This is a genomic window from Plantactinospora mayteni (assembly GCF_016862935.1).
Lineage (GTDB): Bacteria > Actinomycetota > Actinomycetes > Mycobacteriales > Micromonosporaceae > Plantactinospora > Plantactinospora mayteni.
Map to the genome: position 1 here is coordinate 307,483 of NZ_BONX01000023.1, position 18,597 is coordinate 326,079.

Below are 18,597 nucleotides of genomic sequence, written 5' to 3' on the forward strand. Positions count from 1 at the left end.
GGGTTACGTGGCCAATAAAAACGGCCCTCGTGCTGATGCACGGGGCCTGCGCACTCTCGGGAGTCGAGAGTGCGCTCAGATAAGTACTCGGAAAGACCTGGTCGCAGACATGTGGCTAAGCCTGACGCATCTCACGCGATGAGTCAACTGATCCCGCATTTTGGGCACCGTCGGTTTTCGGGTCCGCCGGCCCGTCGCTGGGCCTGCGCTGCCGGGGAGCGCTCCGACTGTTGCCGGCCGTCCGGGAGGTGGACCTGCCCCGGTCACCCTGCGGGCGGGACTCCGACCCGCTCCCCTCGGGCGGGCTGGCCGCCTCCAGCATCGCCTCCAGGTGCTCGGCCGGCACCCCCCAGCCGAAGAGCTGGCCCTGCCCGAACCGGCAGCCGGCCTCGACCACGGCGGCGAGTTCCGTCGGGTTGGTCACCCCCTCGGCGATCACCTCCAGCCCGAGCTGGTGGCCGAGCCGCATCACCACGTCGACCATCGGGGCGAAGGCCCGGCCGTCCGGTGGCCGGATCGGCTCCGGGCCGGCGACCAGGCTGTGATCGATCTTGAGGATGTCGATCGGCAGCCGGCGGAGCTGGCCGAGTGAGGAGTATCCGGCGCCGAAGTCGTCCAGCGCGATGCGTACCCCGGTCAGCCGGAGCGCCCGGAGTCGGCGGATCAGCTCGTCCAGGTCGGTCGCCACGGCGTGCTCGGTCACCTCCAGCACCAGCCGCTGCGGTGGTACCCGGTGCGCGCGCAGCGCCTCGGTGACCTGGAGGACGTACTCCGGGGCGTGCAGTTCCCGGGGCGAGACGTTGACCGAGACCCAGACGTCGTGCCCGGCGGCGAGCCAGAGGGAGAGCTGGTGGCAGGCCCGGTGCAGCACCCAGGCGCCGAGCTTGGCGATCATCCCGCACTCCTCGGCGAGCGGGATGAACTCGTCCGGGCCGACGTTGCCCAGCTCGGGGTGGTGCCAGCGGAGCAGCGCCTCCGCGCCGACCGGCCGGACCGACGGGACCGCCACCACCGGCTGGAAGGCGAGGTGCAGCTCGTCCCGCTCGATCGCCCCGCGCAGCTCGTGCTCCAGCGTGGTACGCCGGCGCAGCAGGTTGTCGTAGGCCACGTCGTACCGCTCGACGCGGTTCTTGCCGCGCTGCTTGGCGTACCGCAGGGCCAGGTCGGCGTTGCGCAGCAGGGTCTCCACGTCGGTGGCGTCGGCGCTGTCCGCCACCCCGATGCTGACCGACAGGAAGACCGCCCCGGCCTCGTGCTGGTACGCCGAGCCGACCACCCCGAGCAGCCGCTCGGCGATCCGCTGCGCCTCGGCGGGCCGGGCCCGCATGAGTACGGCGAACTCGTCACCGCCGAGCCGCGCGGCCAGGTCGCCGGGGCGCAGGTTGGTCTTCAGCCGCCGGCCCACCTCGATCAGCACCGCGTCGCCGACGTCGTGCCCCCGCATGTCGTTGACGTTCTTGAAGCCGTCCAGGTCGAGCCCGAGCAGCACCCAGGGCGTCTCCGAGTCGGCCTGCTGCTGCACCGCCCGGAGCAGCCCTCGGCGGTTGGCCAGCCCGGTCAGCGGATCGGTGTGCGCCAGTTCCCGGAAGTGCGCCTCCCGCTCGGCGAGCCGCCCGGCATAGGCCCGTACGTCGGCCAGCGCCAGGTATTGCCGGGCGACCAGGCCGAACCCCTCGACGATGCCGGCCACCACCGCGAAGATCGTGAAGTTGCCACCGACCAGCATGTGGTAGACGGCGGAGACGGCCATCGCCACCATCGGCAGCACGGCGTAGGTGCCGCGCCGGATGACGTCGCCGTCCGGCCCGCCGGCCGGGTCGGGTGCCCGGCCGGCCAGCGCGACCATCAGCAGGCCGAACGGCAGCAGCACCGCCCCGACCAGCGCGACCACCGGGCCGTCCTGGCAGATCCCGGCGGAGATGGCCAGCCCGGCCCCGGTCACCACGTTCACGCCGGTGCCGGCCAGCAGCACCCCGCGCCGGGGCGCCCGGGACCGGGCGCCGACGATGAAGGTCAGCCCGACCGCCACCGCCGCCGTGCCGCTGGCCAGCAGGATGGCCAGGCAGCCGCTCGGGGTGAGGTCACCGAGCAGCCGGGTCGGCTCGGCGAGCAGCACCCAGCCGACGAACCAGAGCGCCGCCCCGATCACCAGCCCGTCCAGCACCAGCCGGAGCGCGGCGGCGGGGGTCTCGGCGGCGCCGGGCAACCGGAGCAGTCCGGCGCAGAGCAGCGCCCCGCCGACCGCCATCCCGGCCGCGATCAGGGTGGCGAGCCCGGTCCGCTGGGCCTGCTCGTGGTCCCATTGGGCGGCCATCGTAACGAGCGCGACCAGGCCCAGGCCGGCGCTGGCCGCGGCCAGCCCGCCACCGATCGCGAGCAGCCAGTGCCCGAACCGGCGCGCGCCGACGTGCCGCTGCGCCGACAGCGCCAACATGACCGGCCCGCAGCAGGAGGCGAGGCCGGTGGTCACCGCGAGGGCCGGCACACCGGAGGCGAGTTGCACGGGTTCACTCTGCCGGATCGACCGCACTCCATGGGGGAGCCCGCGCCGGTTCCTCGATCAGAGGCACAGACCGCCCATTCGGGCATCGCCGGGATCACCAGGTCGGAGAGCCGGCGTTCACCCCGCGTTCTCCGGCGTTCTCGCTGCTGTGCTGGTGGGCCCGGGTCGGCCCGGCCGGCATCCCGCTGGCTGGACCCGGCGGACCGCGAGCGCGGCGGACCGCCGCCGGGAGTGCCACACTGGTCGAATGCCTGACCTGCGGTCGAAGACCTCCACGCACGGCCGGACGATGGCCGGCGCCCGCGCGCTGTGGCGGGCCACCGGGATGACCGACGACGACTTCGGCAAGCCGATCGTCGCCATCGCGAACAGCTTCACCCAGTTCGTACCCGGGCACGTCCACCTCAAGGACCTCGGCGGCCTGGTCGCCGAGGCGGTGGCCGAGGCGGGCGGCGTCGGCCGGGAGTTCAACACCATCGCGGTCGACGACGGCATCGCGATGGGGCACGGTGGGATGCTCTACTCGCTGCCCAGCCGGGAGCTGATCGCCGACGCGGTCGAATACATGGTGCAGGCGCACTGCGCGGACGCGCTGGTCTGCATCTCGAACTGCGACAAGATCACCCCCGGGATGCTGCTCGCCGCGCTCCGGCTGAACATCCCGACCGTCTTCGTCTCCGGCGGCCCGATGGAGGCCGGCAAGACGGTGGCGATCGAGGGCATCGTGCACGACAAGATCGACCTGATCGACGCGATGATCGCCTCGTCCAACGACGCCGTCACCGACGAGCAGCTCGGCGCGATCGAGCGCTCCGCCTGCCCGACCTGCGGCTCCTGCTCCGGCATGTTCACCGCCAACTCGATGAACTGCCTCACCGAGGCGATCGGCCTCGCGCTGCCCGGCAACGGGTCGGTGCTGGCCACCCACGCCGCCCGCAAGGACCTCTTCGAGCGGGCCGGCCGGCTCGTCGTGGAGATCGCCAACCGCTGGTACGCCGACGACGACGCCTCGGTGCTGCCCCGGGCCATCGCCTCCCGGGCCGCGTTCGAGAACGCGGTCGCCCTGGACGTGGCGATGGGCGGCTCCACCAACACCGTGCTGCACCTGCTGGCCGCCGCCCGCGAGGCGGAGCTGGACTTCGGCGTCGCCGACATCGACGAGATCTCCCGCCAGGTGCCCTGCCTGGCCAAGGTCGCCCCGAACTCGCCGAAATACCACATGGAGGACGTGCACCGGGCCGGTGGCATCCCGGCGATCCTCGGCGAGCTGGACCGGGCCGGGCTGCTGCGTCGGGACGTACACGCGGTGCACTCGGCCGACCTGGACGGGTGGCTGGCCGACTGGGACATCCGGAGCGGCAAGGCCAGCCAGGAGGCGATCGAGCTGTTCCACGCCGCCCCCGGCGGGGTACGCACCACCGAGCCGTTCTCCACCGCCAACCGCTGGTCCAAACTGGACACCGATGCGGCCGAGGGCTGCATCCGGGACCGGGCACACGCCTACAGCGCCGACGGTGGGCTGGCGATCCTGCACGGCAACCTCGCCCCGGACGGCGCGGTGGTGAAGACCGCCGGCGTACCGGCCGAGTGCCTCACCTTCCGGGGCCCGGCCAAGGTCTACGAGTCGCAGGAGGCCGCGGTCGACGCGATCCTCGGCAAGCGGGTCGTCGCCGGTGACGTGGTGGTGATCCGCTACGAGGGCCCGAAGGGCGGGCCGGGGATGCAGGAGATGCTCTATCCCACCTCGTTCCTCAAGGGACGCGGCCTGGGCCGGGAGTGCGCGCTGATCACCGACGGCCGGTTCTCCGGCGGCACCTCCGGGCTCTCCATCGGGCACGTCTCCCCGGAGGCGGCCGGCGGTGGGCTGATCGCGCTGGTCGAGTCCGGCGACGAGATCGTCATCGACATCCCGGCCCGGAAGATCGAGCTGGCGGTGGCTCCCGAGGTGCTGGAGGCGCGCCGGATCGCGCAGGAGAAGCGGGAGCGGCCGTACACGCCGGTGGACCGGGAGCGGCCGGTCTCCGCCGCGCTGCGCGCGTACGCCTCGATGGCGACCTCGGCCAGCGACGGCGCCTACCGGCGCGTCCCCGAGTGAGCGCGACGGCGGGCGCGGGTCACCCGTCGACGGGTGACCCGCGCTCGCCCGTCAGAGGTGTGGGTCCTACTCGGACAGGAACTCCGTGATCAGGTCGGCCAGTTGGCGCGGGCCCTCGGCCACCATGGCGTGGCTGGCGCCGTCGAGTTCGCGTACCTCCAGCCACGGGTTGTCCCGAACGGTCGCCAGCCGCTCCAGGACCCGACGCCGGTGTGCGGCGTACAGGTCGTGGAAGGGGCGCTGCTCGGGCATGTCCACTGTGGCTAGCACCAGCAGCAGCGGGCAGCGGACCTCCCGGTAGACCGGCGTCAGGTCCAGCGACTCCATGGCCAGCCGCAACTCCTCGGTCAACTCCGGATCGGGGCGCCGGAGCCGCCGAAGTCCCGGGCGACGATCGGCAGGGTGCCGGAGTCGACAGATATCTCGGAGCAGTGGGGTACGTCAGGCACGGCGGGGCCGTCCTTCCTCCAGTAGTCGGTCACGGACGGAGGAGGGCAGCACACCACCTTCCGGATGACGGACCAGCTTGCCCCGGTTGACCAGGTCGTGAACCCCCTGCCGGGTGATCCCGAGCATCGCCCCGGCCACCGCGTACGTCACCGACTCGGCGGTGGGGTGCCCGACCCGGTGCGCGATGACCTGGCCCAGCGGGCTGCGCCACCAGTCGAGCGGGGGCTCGAACGGGCCGTCCCCGGGATAGAGCGTCGAGACGATCCGCACCGCGGTGCCGACCGCCTCCCGGTCGTCACCGTCGATCAGCCGGGACGCCCAGGTCTCGGCTCGAATCCGCACCACCGTACGCAGCGCGTCGACCACGTCGTCCCCGTCGAGCAGGATCTCCAGTGGATCGAGCAGCCGGACATCCATCGTCCGGAGCAGTTGCGCGACGAGTTCGTCATGGGTCGGCGGCATGGCACCCTCCTCACTTGACGTTTAGTGTCAAGTACTTGACGGCCACTGTCAAGCACCTGTCGGGTCGACGGTCCGGGGTCGCCGGCGGACCTGGGGCCGCGGACGGGGCGACGGTCAGTTCCGCACGCGGACCGGGTTGAGCAGCGCGACGAGCACCCCGTCCACCCGGTCGAGCAGCGGGCCGGCCGACGCGCCGTCCGCGAGGGCGCTCTCCATCACCCCGTGCAGCCCGTGCAGCAGGAACTCGACCGTGAAGGCGGGATCCTCGACCGCCAGTTCACCGCCGCGCACACCCTGCTCGACCAGGTCCAGCAGGCTGGCCCGGATCGGCCCGAGTTCGTCGCGCTCCTCGATGCCGGCCTCGTGGAACAGCAACGCGACCAGCGCGGCGTTGGCCACCCCGAACTCGAACATCCCGGCCACGAACCGGCGTACCCGATCGAGGGTCGACGCGTCCGGCCCGACCGAGACCGCTGCGGCACCGGCGGCCAGGATCTGCTCGTTGCAGCGGTTCCGCAACGCGGTGAAGACCTGGGCCTTGGAACCGAAGTACTCGTAGACGGTGCCCTTGCCGAGGCCGGCCTCGGCGGCGATACCGTCGATGGTCGCGTCGACCCCGTCCCGGAGCAGTACCCGGGCCGCCGCGTCCAGGATCTGGGCTGGTCGTTCGGCCGGCGCCCGGGCCGCGCGGGGCCGCCGTGCTGTCGCTCTGGTACCGCTCATAGCGCCGGAGCCTAGTGCCGGCCTTGACAACCGACCAGCGGTCGGTAGGTTTGGACCACACTTACCGACCGACGGTCGGTCGGACCATAGGTCGTGGGCAACGCTTCACCCACGCCATCCGTCCCGACGCCACCACCGTCCCGCTCCCGGGTCGCCCCGAGAGGATCGAGATGAGAAGCCCCGCGGATCTGCTCTTCCTGTCCGGCACCGTCGAGGAGATCGAGGCGGTGACCCACCGGATGCGCCGGCTGCGCGTCACCGGCGACCGGCTCCGGACCATCCCCTGGCTCCCCGGCCAGCATGTACGCGTGAACGTCACGCCGCCGCGCGACTGGCTGCGCCGCCCCGGAGACGCCCGGCGCAGCTACTCGGTCTGGGGACTGGACCGTGACCGGGGCAGCCTCGACCTAGGCGTACTCGACCACGGCGACGGGCCGGGCGCGGCCTGGTCGCGTACCGCCCGGCCGGGCCAGTCGATCAGCCTGTCCCGTCCCGAGGGCCGGCTGACCCTGCGCGAGTCGGCGTACCACCTGTTCGTCGGTGACGAGACCGCCGCCGTCGCCTTCGCCGCCATGCTGCGGGCGCTGCCCACGCGGATTCCGGCGTACGGGGTGCTGGTCACCGACCGCCCCGGCGGAGAGGTGCCACTGCCCGCCGACCGGCAACTGCCCTGGGTGTATCGGGGCGACGCCGACCCGGCCGACGGCAGGACCCTGCTCCAGGCGGTACGCGCCCTCGACCTGCCCGGCGAGCCGGGCAGCGGCTACCTGGCCGGCGAGGCCCGCACCTGCCAGGCCGTCCGGGACCATCTGGTCCGGGACCGGGGCTGGTCCCGGCGCCAGATCGTGGTCAAGCCGTTCTGGGCACCCGGGCGGCGGGGCCTCGACTGAGGACCCTGCTGCCGCAGACCAGCTCCAGATGCACGCCGGCCGGTCGCCCACCCGGACCGACCCGATCGACCAGGCCGACCGGGCCGAGCCGGGCTGACCCAGCCGACCGGGCGAGCCGGGCTGACCAGGCTGACCGGGCCGTGCCGAGCCGATCCGATCGACCGGGCCGACGGGCCGGGCCGGGCCGGTCAGTAGCCGGGGAAGACCTGGCGCAGGTCGTCGAGGCTGAGCGGGCCGGTCACGGTCATCGTCTCGGGCGTGTTTTCGGGCGCCAGCCGGCCGGCGGCCAACCGCAGGAACGCCTCGGCCGGCCCGGTGATCTCGCCGGCGGGCTGCTCCGGCAGCTCCGCCAGCTCGACCCGGTCGGCCAGCCGCAGCCCCAGGGACCGGTCCGGGTCACTCAGCCGCAGCGCCAGTTCCACCGGCCGGTCGGCGACCGCGTCCGGCCGGCCGATCCAGCCGAGCAGGCCGTCGAGCCGGTCGAGCAGCAGCGGCACCGCCTCCGGCGCCACCGTCGCGTACCGGTTGAAGGCGACCTCCACGTCCCACTCGTGCAGGGCGAACTCGCTGAGCCGCATCCCGGCGGCGGTCCCGAGGTCGACCGGCTCGGGCAGGAAACCGAGGTCGATCCGTACGCTCTCCCGGGTGGTCGCGTCCAGCGACTCGTACCGCTCGACGAGCCGCCGGTTGGCGTCGAGGAAGCCCTCGGCGTGTTCGATCGGGGTCATCGCGTCCCACCGCGCCCAGACCTGCTTGTTGAAGTCCGCGTCCAGCGCGGGGCCCTCGCGCAGCGCCACGTCGAGGGTGGCCTCGTTGATCTCGGCGCCGCTGCCGAGATGGCTGAGCACCTGCGACACCTGCCACTCGCTGGCCCCGGACGGCCGGGTCAGGTCGGTCGGGCCGAGGTCGCGGACCAGCGCCGCGAGTTCGTCGTGGCCCGAGCGGAGGGCGGCGATGGTCGTGTCGGCAGTAGTGGCCATGTCTTCCTGTCTCCTGGGTCGTACGTCGCCGGCTCCGGATCGGCCGGCGCGACACATCCGCCCATCATGCCCGCTGACCCCGACCGAGCGCCGACCCTCCGCCCGCCGACCCGCCCAGCGGGCCGACGCCGGAGCCGGCCGAGCAGTTCCACGGTCGTACGGTGCGACGCGGCCCGGGGCCGTCGAGCCCACCACCAGCACGGGATATTTACACCGGCAGACGTCTCGATTAGCATGATCACCAGTGAGTACACGTTGGGTGGCGCCCCCGACACGGGAAGTGACTATCCCTGCCGACCCGGCAGGGCCGTCACCGAAGTGACGACAGGAGAACTACCGTGGGCTCCGAGATCACCCGACCCTCCCCCGACCACTCCGCTGCCGGCGAGCCGACCCCGCCGCCCGTACCCCGAACCTTCCGCCGGCCGACCTCGAAGCTGGTGACCCTGCTGGCGGGCGCCCTCGTGCTGGCCAGTACGCCCCTGTGGGGGACCGGCGATCCGGTCGCGCTCGACGACGCCGAACTCTCGGCGGCACCGACGTACACGATCGGGTTGCAGCCGGCCGCGGACCCGGGGCCGTTCCCCGGCAGCGTCACCCCGACCACCCCGACCATCACCATCGCCGGGGAGCGGGACGGGGAGAGCACCTTCGACGTCGTACGGTATCCGCAGGTGCAGCCGAAGCAGCCGGGCCAGCTTGACTTCGACCACTTCCACACCGGGATCGAGATCCAGTGGTGGTTGAAGAAGTGGGCGCACGAGCGGCCGGACATCGTCGACCTCTACATCGTCGGCGAGAGCTTCGGCGGTGAGCCGATCTACCAGCTCACCATCACCGACAAGTCGACAGGTGCCGACACCGACAAGCCGGCCGCGTACTTCGAGGGCAACCGGCACTCCGGCGAGATCTCCTCGGCCGAGAGTTCGCTCTGGCTGGCACACCACCTGATCAGCCGGGCCGGCAAGGACCGGCAGGTGGACCGGATCCTCGCCGAGAAGACCGTCTACATCCGGCCGGTGAACAACCCGGACGGGCACAACCTCTACCTCTACACCGCGCAGACCAACCGGTCGTCGGTCCGGCCGACCGACAACGACGGGGACGGCAGGCTCGACGAGGACCCCGGCGAGGACCTCAACGGCGACGGCTACCTGAGCCAGATGCGGCAGTACGTGGGCGCCGGCAAGGGCACCCACGTGGTCGACGACCGCGATCCGGCCAGGGTGGTGATGCGCAGCGTCGGGGCCGGCAACGGCGACTACCTGATGTACTCCGAGGGCATCGACAACGACGGCGACGGCCGGGACAACGAGGACGGCGTCGGCGGCCTCGACCTGCACCGGAACTACCCGTACAACTGGCACGTCATGCCCGGCTACGACGAGACCGGCCGGAACCTCACCCAGACCGGAGCCGGCGAGTACCCGCTGTCGGAGCCGGAGACCCGGCACGTCTACACCTGGCTGATGTCGCACACCAACATCGGCGCGGTGAACAGCATGGACACCCGGGTGCCGATGCACCTGCGCGGCCCGTCGACCTGCGACCCGGTCGAGTGCATGTACACCGGCGACCGCAAGCTCTACGAGCACTTCGACCGGGCCGGCGTCGGCTTCACCGGCTACCGGTACTCCGGCAGCGTCTACATCGACTACGCCACCCGCAACGGCGGCGACCCGGAGGCGCTCTTCGGGCACGGCCCGGACTTCGGCTACTTCCAGTACGGCGCGGTCTGGTACGGCGACGAGATCTGGAACGGCGGCGACTTCGTCGACTACGACAAGGACGAGCGGTTCGCCGACTGGGAGCGGTCGCGGTGGTGCGTCGAGAACCGGCGGACCAACTGCTTCCTGCCGTGGACGAAGATCCAGCACCCGAAGCACGGCGAGGTCGAGGTCGGCGGGATCAACCCGAAGTTCTGGGCGCAGAACCCGTCGCCGGACCTGATCGGGCAGTGGGCGGCGAACCAGGCCCGGTTCAACATCTATCTGACCGAGTCGCTGCCGCAGGTGGCGCTCTCGCAGGTCGGCGTACGCAAGCTCCGGGACGGGCAGAGCGACGGCGCGACGCACGAGATCACCGCCACCGTCACCAACACCGGCCGGATTCCCACCGCGCTGGAGCAGGCGAAGGAAGTCAAGATCGTGGCTCCGGACACCGTCGAGGTGCAGGGCGCGCGGCTGGTCGGCGAGGCTCCGCAGTTCTTCCTGGACGGCGGGAAGAAGCAGCGGGTGACGCTGCGGGTCACCAAGGCCGGGGCCGAGTCGGTCACGGTACGGGCGGTCAGCGTCCGGGGCGGGCTGGACTCCGCACCGGCACGGCTGGGCTGACCCTGCTCGTCGTCCCCGCCCCGCGCGACCCCGCGGGGCGGGGACACCCCCGGCACCGGGGCTACGAGTGATCCGGGGCTACGGGTGATCCGGGTCGGCGTCGAGCCAGGCTTCCAGCAGCAGCCGGTCGATCGAGTCCGGGTTGCCGAGCCGGCCGCGTACCGCCCGTCGGTCCCGCAGGTCCGCCCGGCTGAACCACCGGGTCTCCAGCAGCTCCTCGCCGTCCACAGTGGTCACCTCGTCCCCGGCCGTGGCGAAGAAGCCCACCATCAGGCCGGCCGGGAACGGCCACGGCTGGGAGGCGAAGTAGTGCACCGAGTCGACGGCGATACCGGCCTCCTCGGCCACCTCCCGCCGTACCGCGTCCTCCAGACTCTCGCCGACCTCCAGGAAGCCGGCCAGCAGCGCGAACGAGTCCTCGCCCGCACCGGCGTGCCGGGCCAGCAGGCAGCGGGCCGGCGGGCCGGGCAACTCCACCAACATGATCACCGCCGGGCTGATCCGGGGGAAGAGGAGCTGCTCGCACCCGGTGCACCTGCGGGCCGCACCGCCCTCGACCGACCGGGCAGGCTCGCCACACGCGCCGCAGAAGCGCTGGTTACGGTGCCAATAGCAGAGCCCCCGGGCGTACGCCAGCACCGCCGCCTCGGCCGGGTCGAGCCGCTGCACCAGCCGGCGTACGTCCACGGCCCGGTCGGCACCGACCGCGCTGAGCGCCTCGTGCTCCGGTACGCCGCTCAGGTCGACGGCGAAGATCGGCCGGTCGCCGTCGAGGCCGAGGAAGACCGGGTCACCGAGGTCGGTCGGTAGCCGGTGCTGACCGCCATCGGTCAACCGTGACACCGCGTCCCGCCTCACCAGGCAGCGGTCCCGCCAGAGCGGTACCACCTCGGCCCGGTCACTGGCGAACAGCCGGCGCAACCCGTCGGGATCCCGCCGCAGCCCACCCGCACGGTCCAGGGCCCCGCCCGCGTACGCGGTGACGACGCCCCCGCTCAGCATCCGGCACCGCCGGGCCTGTGGCCGACCGGAGTGGGCCCGACCTGCGGGAAGTACGACATGATCAGCGGCACCACCGCATGTTATGCCCGACACCGCCCCGCCCGCCCGGTCGCCTCCGGGGCGAGCCGGGACGAGCCGCCAGTCGACCTGGACGCCGGGCAGCCGTCGGGCCGGCCGGCGGCTCGGCGGGGGCGGCTGTCGGCCGGGCCGGCAGGTGGAGCGCCGGGCAGCCGTCAGGTCGGCATCGGCACCTCGGAATCCGGCCTGGCAAATGCGTTGGACAGCGGCAGCATCATGGATGCGTGACGTTGCGGCTGTCGGGCGGGGTGGTGCCCGGACCGGAGCGACGGATCTGGGCCCCCGGCCCACGAGGCCGGGCCGTCGAGCCGGGCGCGGAACTGGTCCCGGGCAGCCCGGTCGTGCTCGGCCCCCGCCCGGCCAGCCCGGAGGCCGCCGAGCAGGCGATCGCGGAACTCGCCCGGCTGGTCGCCTCCGGTGGTCCGCTGGCCGCCGGAGCCGGCGTCGACCTCGGGTACGGATTTCGCTCTGCCAGGGTCGAGGGTGCCGCCGGTGACCGACGGGACGCCGTGCTCGCCGCCCTGATGGTGCCGGGGCTGGCCGGACGGCTCGGCGACCGCCGGGCGGTACTCGTCGCGCTGTTCGGCCCGGACGCGACGAAGCCGCTCGGCGCCGCCGCGCAGGCCGTACTCGACGACGGTCGGTGGCCGGTGCTGCGCTTCGCGGTCGCCGCGAGCGACGTACTCGGGCCGGAACAGCTCGTCCGGGTGTTGGAGCTGCGGGCGCCGGACGGGATCGACCCGTTCCCGGGCAGGCTGCCGTCAGTGGTGGGCGGGCAGCTCACCCGAGTACTCCGGGAGGTGCCCCGGCCGCGCCGCCTCGCCCTGCTGACCGACCTGTGGCAGCAGGTCTGCGCCGACGGCGCGACCCGACTGCGGCGGGAGCGGCTGCGCGCCTCGCAGGGGCGACAGGACCGCACCGCCGACCTGACCGCGCGCTACCGGCGGTACGAGGAGGACGAGCTGACGCTGCGGCTGCGCCGGGAGTTGGGCCCCGAGCCGACGGTGCTGCAAGCCGCCCTGTGGCGGCCGTCGGCCGGATACTGGCTGACCAGGGCGGACCGGGTGCTCCGGGACGCGCTGGCGGCGACGGTGCTGGCCCGGCTCGCGGCCACCGCCGTCGACCGTGGCCTCGACGCCGCCCTGGCCAAGCACCGGCACGAGATCGAGGCGGCCGTCGACGGATGGCCCCGGCCCGAGGCGTCGCTGTCGGCCCGCCGGACGGCCGGCCTCACTGGGCTGCCGGCCCGCCCCGGCTCGTACCTGCGGGACATCCTCGCCCGCAGCCGGCCCGGCGAGCCGCTCGACTCCCGGGCGGCGAGCTACCTCCGACAGCGGTTGGCCCGGGCCCGCGACTACGGCCGGATGGTGCTGGACGCCGCCGAAAAACTCGTCGATTCGTTCTTCCCCGAGGACTCTCTCTCACTGCGGGAGCAGCTCGCCGGTTGGGCCGGCAGGCCGCTGTCCGACTGGCGGGACCGGGTGGGCTACCTGTCGCCGGACCGCACGGAGCGCTGGGACCACCAGCCGATCCTGAGCACGGAGCCACCCCTCCCGCCGCTGGCCGAGCGGCTGCGCGCCGCACCGCAGCGCCCGGTGGCCGAGGTCGAGACGATCGGCGACCTGCTCTGGTACGCCGAACTCGCCGACGCGCTCGCCCAGCTCAACGGCCACCCGCAGGCGGTACTCTCCCCGCACCTGGAGGGCCCGACCGCCGACACCGATCCGGCGCCGCCGGACGAGCCCCTGGTGCCCCGATCGCAGTCGATCCCGCTCGCCGTGGCCGGCGCCGCGCAGTTGGTGAACCTCGGTGCCACGGTCCCGCCCCGCTGCTGGAGCTGGCCGGAACTCGTCGCCGGGCTGGTCGACAACGCCGCCATCGCTTCCGCGCTGACCGGTGCCTTCGCCGTGCCGACCCCGGTCGAGCACTTCGACGGTACGGTGCTGCCCGGCACCGACGCCCGGATCGAACTGGCCCGGACGGCCCGGCAGTTGGCGGACTGGTCGCACTACATGGGCAACTGCATCGCCAGCCCGCACTACGTCGAGGACGCGACCCCGGGCCGGAGTGCGCTGATCGCCCTCCGCGCACCGGACGGCCGCATCCTGGTCAACGCCGAGCTGCGGCCGAGCGCGCGCGGCTGGCGGCTCGAAGAGATCCGGGCCCGGTTCAACGAGGATCCCGATCCGACGCTGCTGCGCCAGACCGGCAGGTGGCTGCGTGCCCTCGCCCTGCCCGAGCCGGCAATCCCGGAGCCGCGCCGGGCGGCCCCGTACGACGAGACCGGACCCGGCCAGCCAGCCCGGGCCACCCGGCCCCGACCCGCCGTACGGGTGCTGCGTGACCTCGGCCACCGCCTCGACGAGCTGGCGGCGGCGACGGTCGCCGAGCCGGAAGCCGTACGGGCGGCCGAGCTGCTGGCAGTCCTCGCGACCCGGTTGGCCGGCGCACCGGCGACACCGGCGTCCGACCCGCACGACGCACTCACCGCACTGCGCCGCGCCACCCCCGCCGCCGTCGCCCGGGCCTGCCGGCTCACCCTGGCCGACCCGGCCGGGCCCGGTCTGGTCGCGCTGTGGCAGGCGAGCGGGTACCGCCCACTGGCCCGTGCGGTGGGCACCCTGCCGCCGTCCCGCCCCGGCACCCCGGCACCGCCCACAGTGGACCGGCTGGCTCCACTACTGGTGGACGCGCCGCTGCCCGGCTCGCTCCGGCCGCTGGCCCGGGTCGGGCAGGTCGCCGTCGCCCGTACCGCCGACCTGGTCGCGCTGCGGCTGCGCGCCGCCCTGGGTACGCTGCTCCGGCAGGACGCCGCCGAACTGGCCGAGGCGGTACGGGCTCGGCCGCACCCCGGGCTGCTCCGGAGTGCCGCGCTGGCGGTGACCTCCTGGGGTGGCCTGCCCACCGGTCGCCCCGACGCCCGACCGTCCACTGCGGACGTCACCGCTGTGGCGCCACGTCGCCGGGTGCGGGTGCCGGGCTTTCCACAGTCGTCGCTCCGGGACGAGAACTGGCAGTCCGGCTGGCCCGACGCGATCGAGCTGGGTGCCGTACCCGACGGGTTCTGGGACCGGGTCGCCACGCACGGGCTGGTGCTGCCCTCGTCCTGGCTGGCCGACGGCGGCTGGGTCCCGCTCTGGTCCCGGGCCAACGGCCCGGATCGCTAGTCGGCCTCGCTGCCGTCGCCAGCGCTAGCGGCGGCGGCGCGGGCGACGGTGCCGGCGGGCGGGCACGACCAGGGACGACCCCGACCGCGTCACATCGACCCGGGTGAGCACCGGGCGCCCGAGCCGGACCGACAGGCAACCGCGCTGGTATCCGGTCAGGTCGTTGACGAACACCACCGCGTCGACGTCGTCGGTCTCACACGCCTCGGCGACCTGCGCCAGCTTTCCGGCCCGGATCAGGAACCGACGGGACAGTGGCGCCGTCAGCAGCCGTACCCCGCCGTCGGAGACTCCCCGGCGCTGGACGAAGCGCCCACAGACCCGGACGCCGAGCACGCCGAGCCGGGCTTCGAGGGCGTCGAACTGGTCCTGGTGGTCGCGGACCTTGGCCGAGAAGAGCCCCACGAGAAGGGCGGTACGGATCGGAGCCACGTCGTCAGGATCGCAGCCCCGATCCGTCGACCGGTACACGTTTTAGTCGACCAGCGTGACCCGGCCGTTGTCCAGGTCGTAGCGGGCGCCGACGATCGCCAGCTCACCGGCGTGCACCTTCTCGGCGATGATTTCGCTGGCCTCGGCGAGGTGCCGCGCCTGGGCCAGTACGTTGGCCCGGACCGCCGCCTCCACCACGTCACCGGGGGTACCGAGCAGCGGCTCCACCACCGGGCGCAGCGCCTCGACGATGGCGTTGATCGCGCCGGGGGCGTGTCCGCCGCTCTCGATCGTCTCCACGGCGGCGGAGACCGCACCGCAGCGCTCGTGGCCGAGGACCACCAGCACCGGCGGGGCGAAGTGCTCCACGGCGTACTCGATGCTGCCCAGCATGATGGTGTCGACGATGTTGCCGGCGACCCGGTTGTCGAACAGGTCACCGAGGCCCTGGTCGAAGAGCACCTCCGGAGGTACCCGCGAGTCGGCGCAGCCGACGACGATCGCGAACGGGTCCTGCCCGGCGGCGAGGTCGTGGATGTACCGGGGAGACTGGTGCGGATGCCGGCCCCGGCCCTGGACGAAGCGCCGGTTGCCGTCGAGCAGGCGGGCGAGTGCTGCCCGCGGATTGTCGGCGGGTGCGTCGCCGGACGGCTGCGCGGCGGCCGGGCCGGCGAGGCCGACGGCACCGACGGCGGTCAGTCCACCGGCGGCCAGGAGCGAGCGTCGGGAGATGGTCGACTGTCGTTGAATGTTCTTCACAAATCGTGAAGGTACGCCGCGCGGGAATGAACCTGAATGACGGCTGGGAGTTGCCTGCGCCACTATCCGGCACACTCCACGGTGCCCGGTGAACGGTCGGACGGGAACTCCTTGCCGTGTCGTGGCCGAAGGGTTACATTGCCGCGCCTCCAGCCTGGAGGGAGCGTCGATCCGGTCCTTCCGACGGACCTCCGAACTACGTCCGAACTACGGGCGTACGAATCCGGCGCCGGTGATTTCCAGTTCCTGGTCCGGTGGGGAGGTGAACCGCTGACGCCGCTCGTCGAGGACCAGCAGCAGGCCGGTCTGGATGTCGAAGAACATGCCCTGCACCGACACCTTCGCCGCGTCGACGTCCCGGGCGGCGAGGAACTCCCGGAGTACCCCGACCTGCCGGGCGACGTTGACCATCGCCAACTGGTCGACCTCGGTACGACCGTCCCCGGCAGCGGCCAGCCCGACCGGGTGCCCGGCCCGCCACGTATCCAGGCTCGGCCGTCCCCAGCGCAGCCACCGGCCGACGTGGCTCTCCTCCTCGCCGCGCCCGCCGAGCAGCCCCTGCATCGCCCCGCATCCGGAGTGCCCGCAGACCAGCAGCGCGGGCACACAGAGCACCTCGACGGCGTACGAGAGGGCAGCCGCGACCGAGGACTCCGCGACATGGTCGGTGGGGATGAGGTTGCCGATGTTGCGCACCGTGAAGAGGTCACCCGGCCCGCTGCTGGTGATCACGTTCGGCACGATCCGCGCATCGGCACAGGTCAGGAAGAAGCTGTACGGCTCGTGCCGGCCATCGAGTCCGGTGAGGAACGGCCGCAGCCGGGCGGCCGAGCGGCGATGGTATTCGCGTACCCCGACGTGCAGTGGTCGGAGCGCGGCATGCACCGCCTCGGACTGGTCGGCGCGGTTCGGGTCACCGGCCCCGTCGGGGTGCCCCGGGTGCCGGGCCTGCCAACTCGACCACGGCGAGAACCAGCGCGGCGGCACCAGGGCGTGGATCCGCCGGGGCGGCCGGGGATGATCGCCGCGCAGCGCCGCCGGGCCGACCTCGTCGAGGTGTACCCGCCCGCCGGTGGTCTCGTGCTGGCGTACCCACCCGTCGAGGTGGTCGAAGGCCGCGTGGTCCAGGAAGTCGGTGACGAGTTCCAGGTCGACGGTGCTGCCCGGCGGCACCCGCCCGAGGACGACGGAGAGCCGTGGGACGGCGAGAAAGCTGAGCGTTCCCTCGACGTGTACGGACCAGTGCTCGCGGCCCGTCGGACCGGCGCGTACCCGCTCGGCGTGCACCTTGGCCCAGACCACCCGGCGGAGGATCAGCACGACCGCCAGGACGAGCCCGATCAGTACCCCCTCCAGCAGGTTGAAGACCACCACGCCGAGGGCGGTGACGACGTAGACGGTCAGTTCGCGGTGCCGGCGTACCCGCCGGATGTCGGAGATCTTCACCAGTTGCAGGCCCACCACGACGAGGAGCCCGGCCAGCGCGGCCATCGGGATCCGCTCGACGAGTACGACCAGCAGGACCGCGAAGAGCAGTACCCACACCCCGTGCAGCACGGCGGAGCCCCGGGTCCGGGCCCCCGCGTTGACGTTGGTGGAGCTGCGCACGATGACGCCGGTGACGGGCAGCCCGCCGAGCAGCCCGGAGACGCTGTTCGCCACTCCCTGGCCGATCATCTCCCGGTCCAGGTTGCTCGGCCTGCTCGGGCCGTACCCATGGGGTCCGGGTTGACCGGGTGGCCCACCCTGGCCGGGCACGTCCGGGCTGGCCCGGTCGGCGGCCAGCCGGTCGACGGCGGTGGCCGAGAGCAGGCTCTCGACGCTGGCGATCACGGCCACGGTCAGTACCGCTGCGGCGACCGCCAACCAGTCCCGGTCGGGCAGCACCGGCAGGTGTACGGCGGCCAGCAGTGATCCCGGCATCTCCACCCGGGCCAGGTCGACGTCGTTCCAGACCACGGCGGCGAGGGTGGCCAGGGTGACGGCGACGAGCGGGCCGGGTATCCGGCGGACCGGTCTCGGTAGCCGGGGCCAGAGGACCAGCAGCCCGATCACGGTGAGTCCGATCAGCGCGGCGTGGTCGTGCCGGGTCGCCAGTTGGGCGGGCAGGTCGAGAAGATTGCGCATCGGTGTGCTGCCGGGTTCGCCACCGAGCAGCACGTGCAGTTGCCCGAGCACGATCGTGACCCCGATCCCGGCGAGCATCCCGTGCACGATCGCGGGCGAGAGGGCGAGCGCGGTACGGGCGATCCGGCACAACCCGAAGCCGACCTGCAACAGCCCGGCCGCGACGGTGATCGCACAGGTGGCCGCCCAGCCGTACCGGCTCACCAACTCGGCGACGACCACGGTCAGCCCGGCCGCCGGGCCGGTGACCTGGAGCGGTGACCCGCCGAGCAGGCCGGCGACGACCCCGCCGACCACGGCCGCGATCAGTCCGGCGGCCACCGGGGCGTTGGAGGCGGCGGCGATGCCCAGCGACAGCGGGACCGCGACCAGGAAGACGACGAGCGAGGCCGGTAGGTCGTAGCGCAGGCTTCCGTGTATCCAGGAGCGGAGTCGGGTCGGTGTGCCGGCCAGGCCGATCGAGGTGGGCGACATGGTGTCTCCTCCGGCTCCGCCGGCCGCGATGACGGCAGAGGGATTGGTTGCCGGGCCGGCTCGCGTCCGATTCCGGGTGCGCTGGTCGGGCTGTGGAGGGGGAACGTCGCTGTCCGTCAGAA

General features: G+C 73.0%; 14 protein-coding genes. 5 read left to right on the plus strand and 9 right to left on the minus strand.

All coding sequences use genetic code 11. From position 1 onward, the window contains the following. Positions 1-115: 115 nt before the first annotated feature. Positions 116-2,503 carry a putative bifunctional diguanylate cyclase/phosphodiesterase gene (locus Pma05_RS17575; RefSeq protein ID WP_372441492.1) on the minus strand — a complete coding sequence of 796 codons (2,388 nt, stop codon included), beginning with the start codon at positions 2,501-2,503 and terminating at the stop codon, positions 116-118. Between the two features lie 247 nt (positions 2,504-2,750). On the opposite strand from Pma05_RS17575, the gene ilvD reads away from it, so the two are divergent. After that, positions 2,751-4,598, plus strand: coding sequence for a dihydroxy-acid dehydratase (gene ilvD / locus Pma05_RS17580; protein ID WP_203858484.1), 1,848 nt, complete (start codon positions 2,751-2,753; stop codon positions 4,596-4,598). 66 nt (positions 4,599-4,664) lie between these two features. Here the strand turns inward: ilvD and Pma05_RS17585 are convergent, their stop codons facing one another. From Pma05_RS17585 to Pma05_RS17595, 3 genes are all read right to left on the minus strand, one after another. Then, positions 4,665-4,949, minus strand: coding sequence for an alpha/beta fold hydrolase (locus Pma05_RS17585; RefSeq protein ID WP_203858485.1), 285 nt, complete (start codon positions 4,947-4,949; stop codon positions 4,665-4,667). A gap of 90 nt (positions 4,950-5,039) precedes the next feature. Beyond that, positions 5,040-5,510, minus strand: a complete 471-nt coding sequence (locus tag Pma05_RS17590) for a hypothetical protein (RefSeq protein WP_203858486.1) — start codon at positions 5,508-5,510, stop codon at positions 5,040-5,042. Positions 5,511-5,624: 114 nt separating this feature from the next. Then, complete coding sequence (locus Pma05_RS17595; RefSeq protein WP_203858487.1) at positions 5,625-6,233, minus strand: TetR/AcrR family transcriptional regulator; 609 nt, start codon at positions 6,231-6,233, stop codon at positions 5,625-5,627. Positions 6,234-6,403: 170 nt separating this feature from the next. Between Pma05_RS17595 and Pma05_RS17600 the strand changes: the two genes are divergently transcribed. Then, complete coding sequence (locus Pma05_RS17600; RefSeq protein ID WP_203858488.1) at positions 6,404-7,123, plus strand: siderophore-interacting protein; 720 nt, start codon at positions 6,404-6,406, stop codon at positions 7,121-7,123. Positions 7,124-7,311: 188 nt separating this feature from the next. On the opposite strand, the gene Pma05_RS17605 is transcribed toward Pma05_RS17600, so the two are convergent. Continuing rightward, a complete protein-coding gene (locus tag Pma05_RS17605) occupies positions 7,312-8,103 on the minus strand; it encodes a maleylpyruvate isomerase family mycothiol-dependent enzyme (RefSeq protein WP_203858489.1) in 792 nt (263 codons plus the stop codon). A gap of 338 nt (positions 8,104-8,441) precedes the next feature. Between Pma05_RS17605 and Pma05_RS17610 the strand changes: the two genes are divergently transcribed. Beyond that, positions 8,442-10,436: a M14 family metallopeptidase gene (locus tag Pma05_RS17610; protein ID WP_203858490.1), complete on the plus strand. Its 1,995-nt coding sequence runs from the start codon at positions 8,442-8,444 to the stop codon at positions 10,434-10,436. Positions 10,437-10,514: 78 nt separating this feature from the next. Here the strand turns inward: Pma05_RS17610 and nudC are convergent, their stop codons facing one another. Continuing rightward, positions 10,515-11,438: an NAD(+) diphosphatase gene (nudC, locus tag Pma05_RS17615; RefSeq protein ID WP_203858491.1), complete on the minus strand. Its 924-nt coding sequence runs from the start codon at positions 11,436-11,438 to the stop codon at positions 10,515-10,517. A 57-nt stretch (positions 11,439-11,495) separates the two neighbouring features. Here nudC and Pma05_RS17620 point away from each other — a divergent pair, with 57 nt between their 5' ends. Continuing rightward, positions 11,496-11,744, plus strand: coding sequence for a hypothetical protein (locus tag Pma05_RS17620; RefSeq protein ID WP_203858492.1), 249 nt, complete (start codon positions 11,496-11,498; stop codon positions 11,742-11,744). Next, positions 11,741-14,683, plus strand: coding sequence for a hypothetical protein (locus tag Pma05_RS17625; RefSeq protein WP_203858493.1), 2,943 nt, complete (start codon positions 11,741-11,743; stop codon positions 14,681-14,683). The genes Pma05_RS17620 and Pma05_RS17625 overlap by 4 nt, the downstream gene beginning before the upstream one ends. 24 nt (positions 14,684-14,707) lie before the next feature. Here the strand turns inward: Pma05_RS17625 and Pma05_RS17630 are convergent, their stop codons facing one another. The 3 genes from Pma05_RS17630 to Pma05_RS17640 all read right to left on the minus strand — a co-directional run bounded on the left by Pma05_RS17630 (position 14,708) and on the right by Pma05_RS17640 (position 18,475). Continuing rightward, the gene (locus Pma05_RS17630; RefSeq protein ID WP_203858494.1) at positions 14,708-15,115 is read right to left on the minus strand and encodes an HflX-like GTP-binding protein; all 408 of its coding nucleotides are present in this window, start codon (positions 15,113-15,115) and stop codon (positions 14,708-14,710) included. Between the two features lie 42 nt (positions 15,116-15,157). Beyond that, positions 15,158-15,874, minus strand: coding sequence for a carbonic anhydrase (locus Pma05_RS17635; protein ID WP_239312528.1), 717 nt, complete (start codon positions 15,872-15,874; stop codon positions 15,158-15,160). Between the two features lie 207 nt (positions 15,875-16,081). Then, the gene (locus tag Pma05_RS17640) at positions 16,082-18,475 is read right to left on the minus strand and encodes a SulP family inorganic anion transporter (RefSeq protein WP_203858495.1); all 2,394 of its coding nucleotides are present in this window, start codon (positions 18,473-18,475) and stop codon (positions 16,082-16,084) included. Positions 18,476-18,597 lie beyond the last annotated feature (122 nt).

Coding starts and splice junctions, on each gene's coding strand:
- Pma05_RS17620 (WP_203858492.1), top strand. CDS start 11,496: ATGATCAGCGGCACCACCGCATGTTATGCCCGACACCGCCCCGCCCGC.
- Pma05_RS17590 (WP_203858486.1), bottom strand. CDS start 5,510: ATGCCGCCGACCCATGACGAACTCGTCGCGCAACTGCTCCGGACGATG.
- Pma05_RS17640 (WP_203858495.1), bottom strand. CDS start 18,475: ATGTCGCCCACCTCGATCGGCCTGGCCGGCACACCGACCCGACTCCGC.
- nudC (WP_203858491.1), bottom strand. CDS start 11,438: ATGCTGAGCGGGGGCGTCGTCACCGCGTACGCGGGCGGGGCCCTGGAC.
- ilvD (WP_203858484.1), top strand. CDS start 2,751: ATGCCTGACCTGCGGTCGAAGACCTCCACGCACGGCCGGACGATGGCC.
- Pma05_RS17605 (WP_203858489.1), bottom strand. CDS start 8,103: ATGGCCACTACTGCCGACACGACCATCGCCGCCCTCCGCTCGGGCCAC.
- Pma05_RS17595 (WP_203858487.1), bottom strand. CDS start 6,233: ATGAGCGGTACCAGAGCGACAGCACGGCGGCCCCGCGCGGCCCGGGCG.
- Pma05_RS17600 (WP_203858488.1), top strand. CDS start 6,404: ATGAGAAGCCCCGCGGATCTGCTCTTCCTGTCCGGCACCGTCGAGGAG.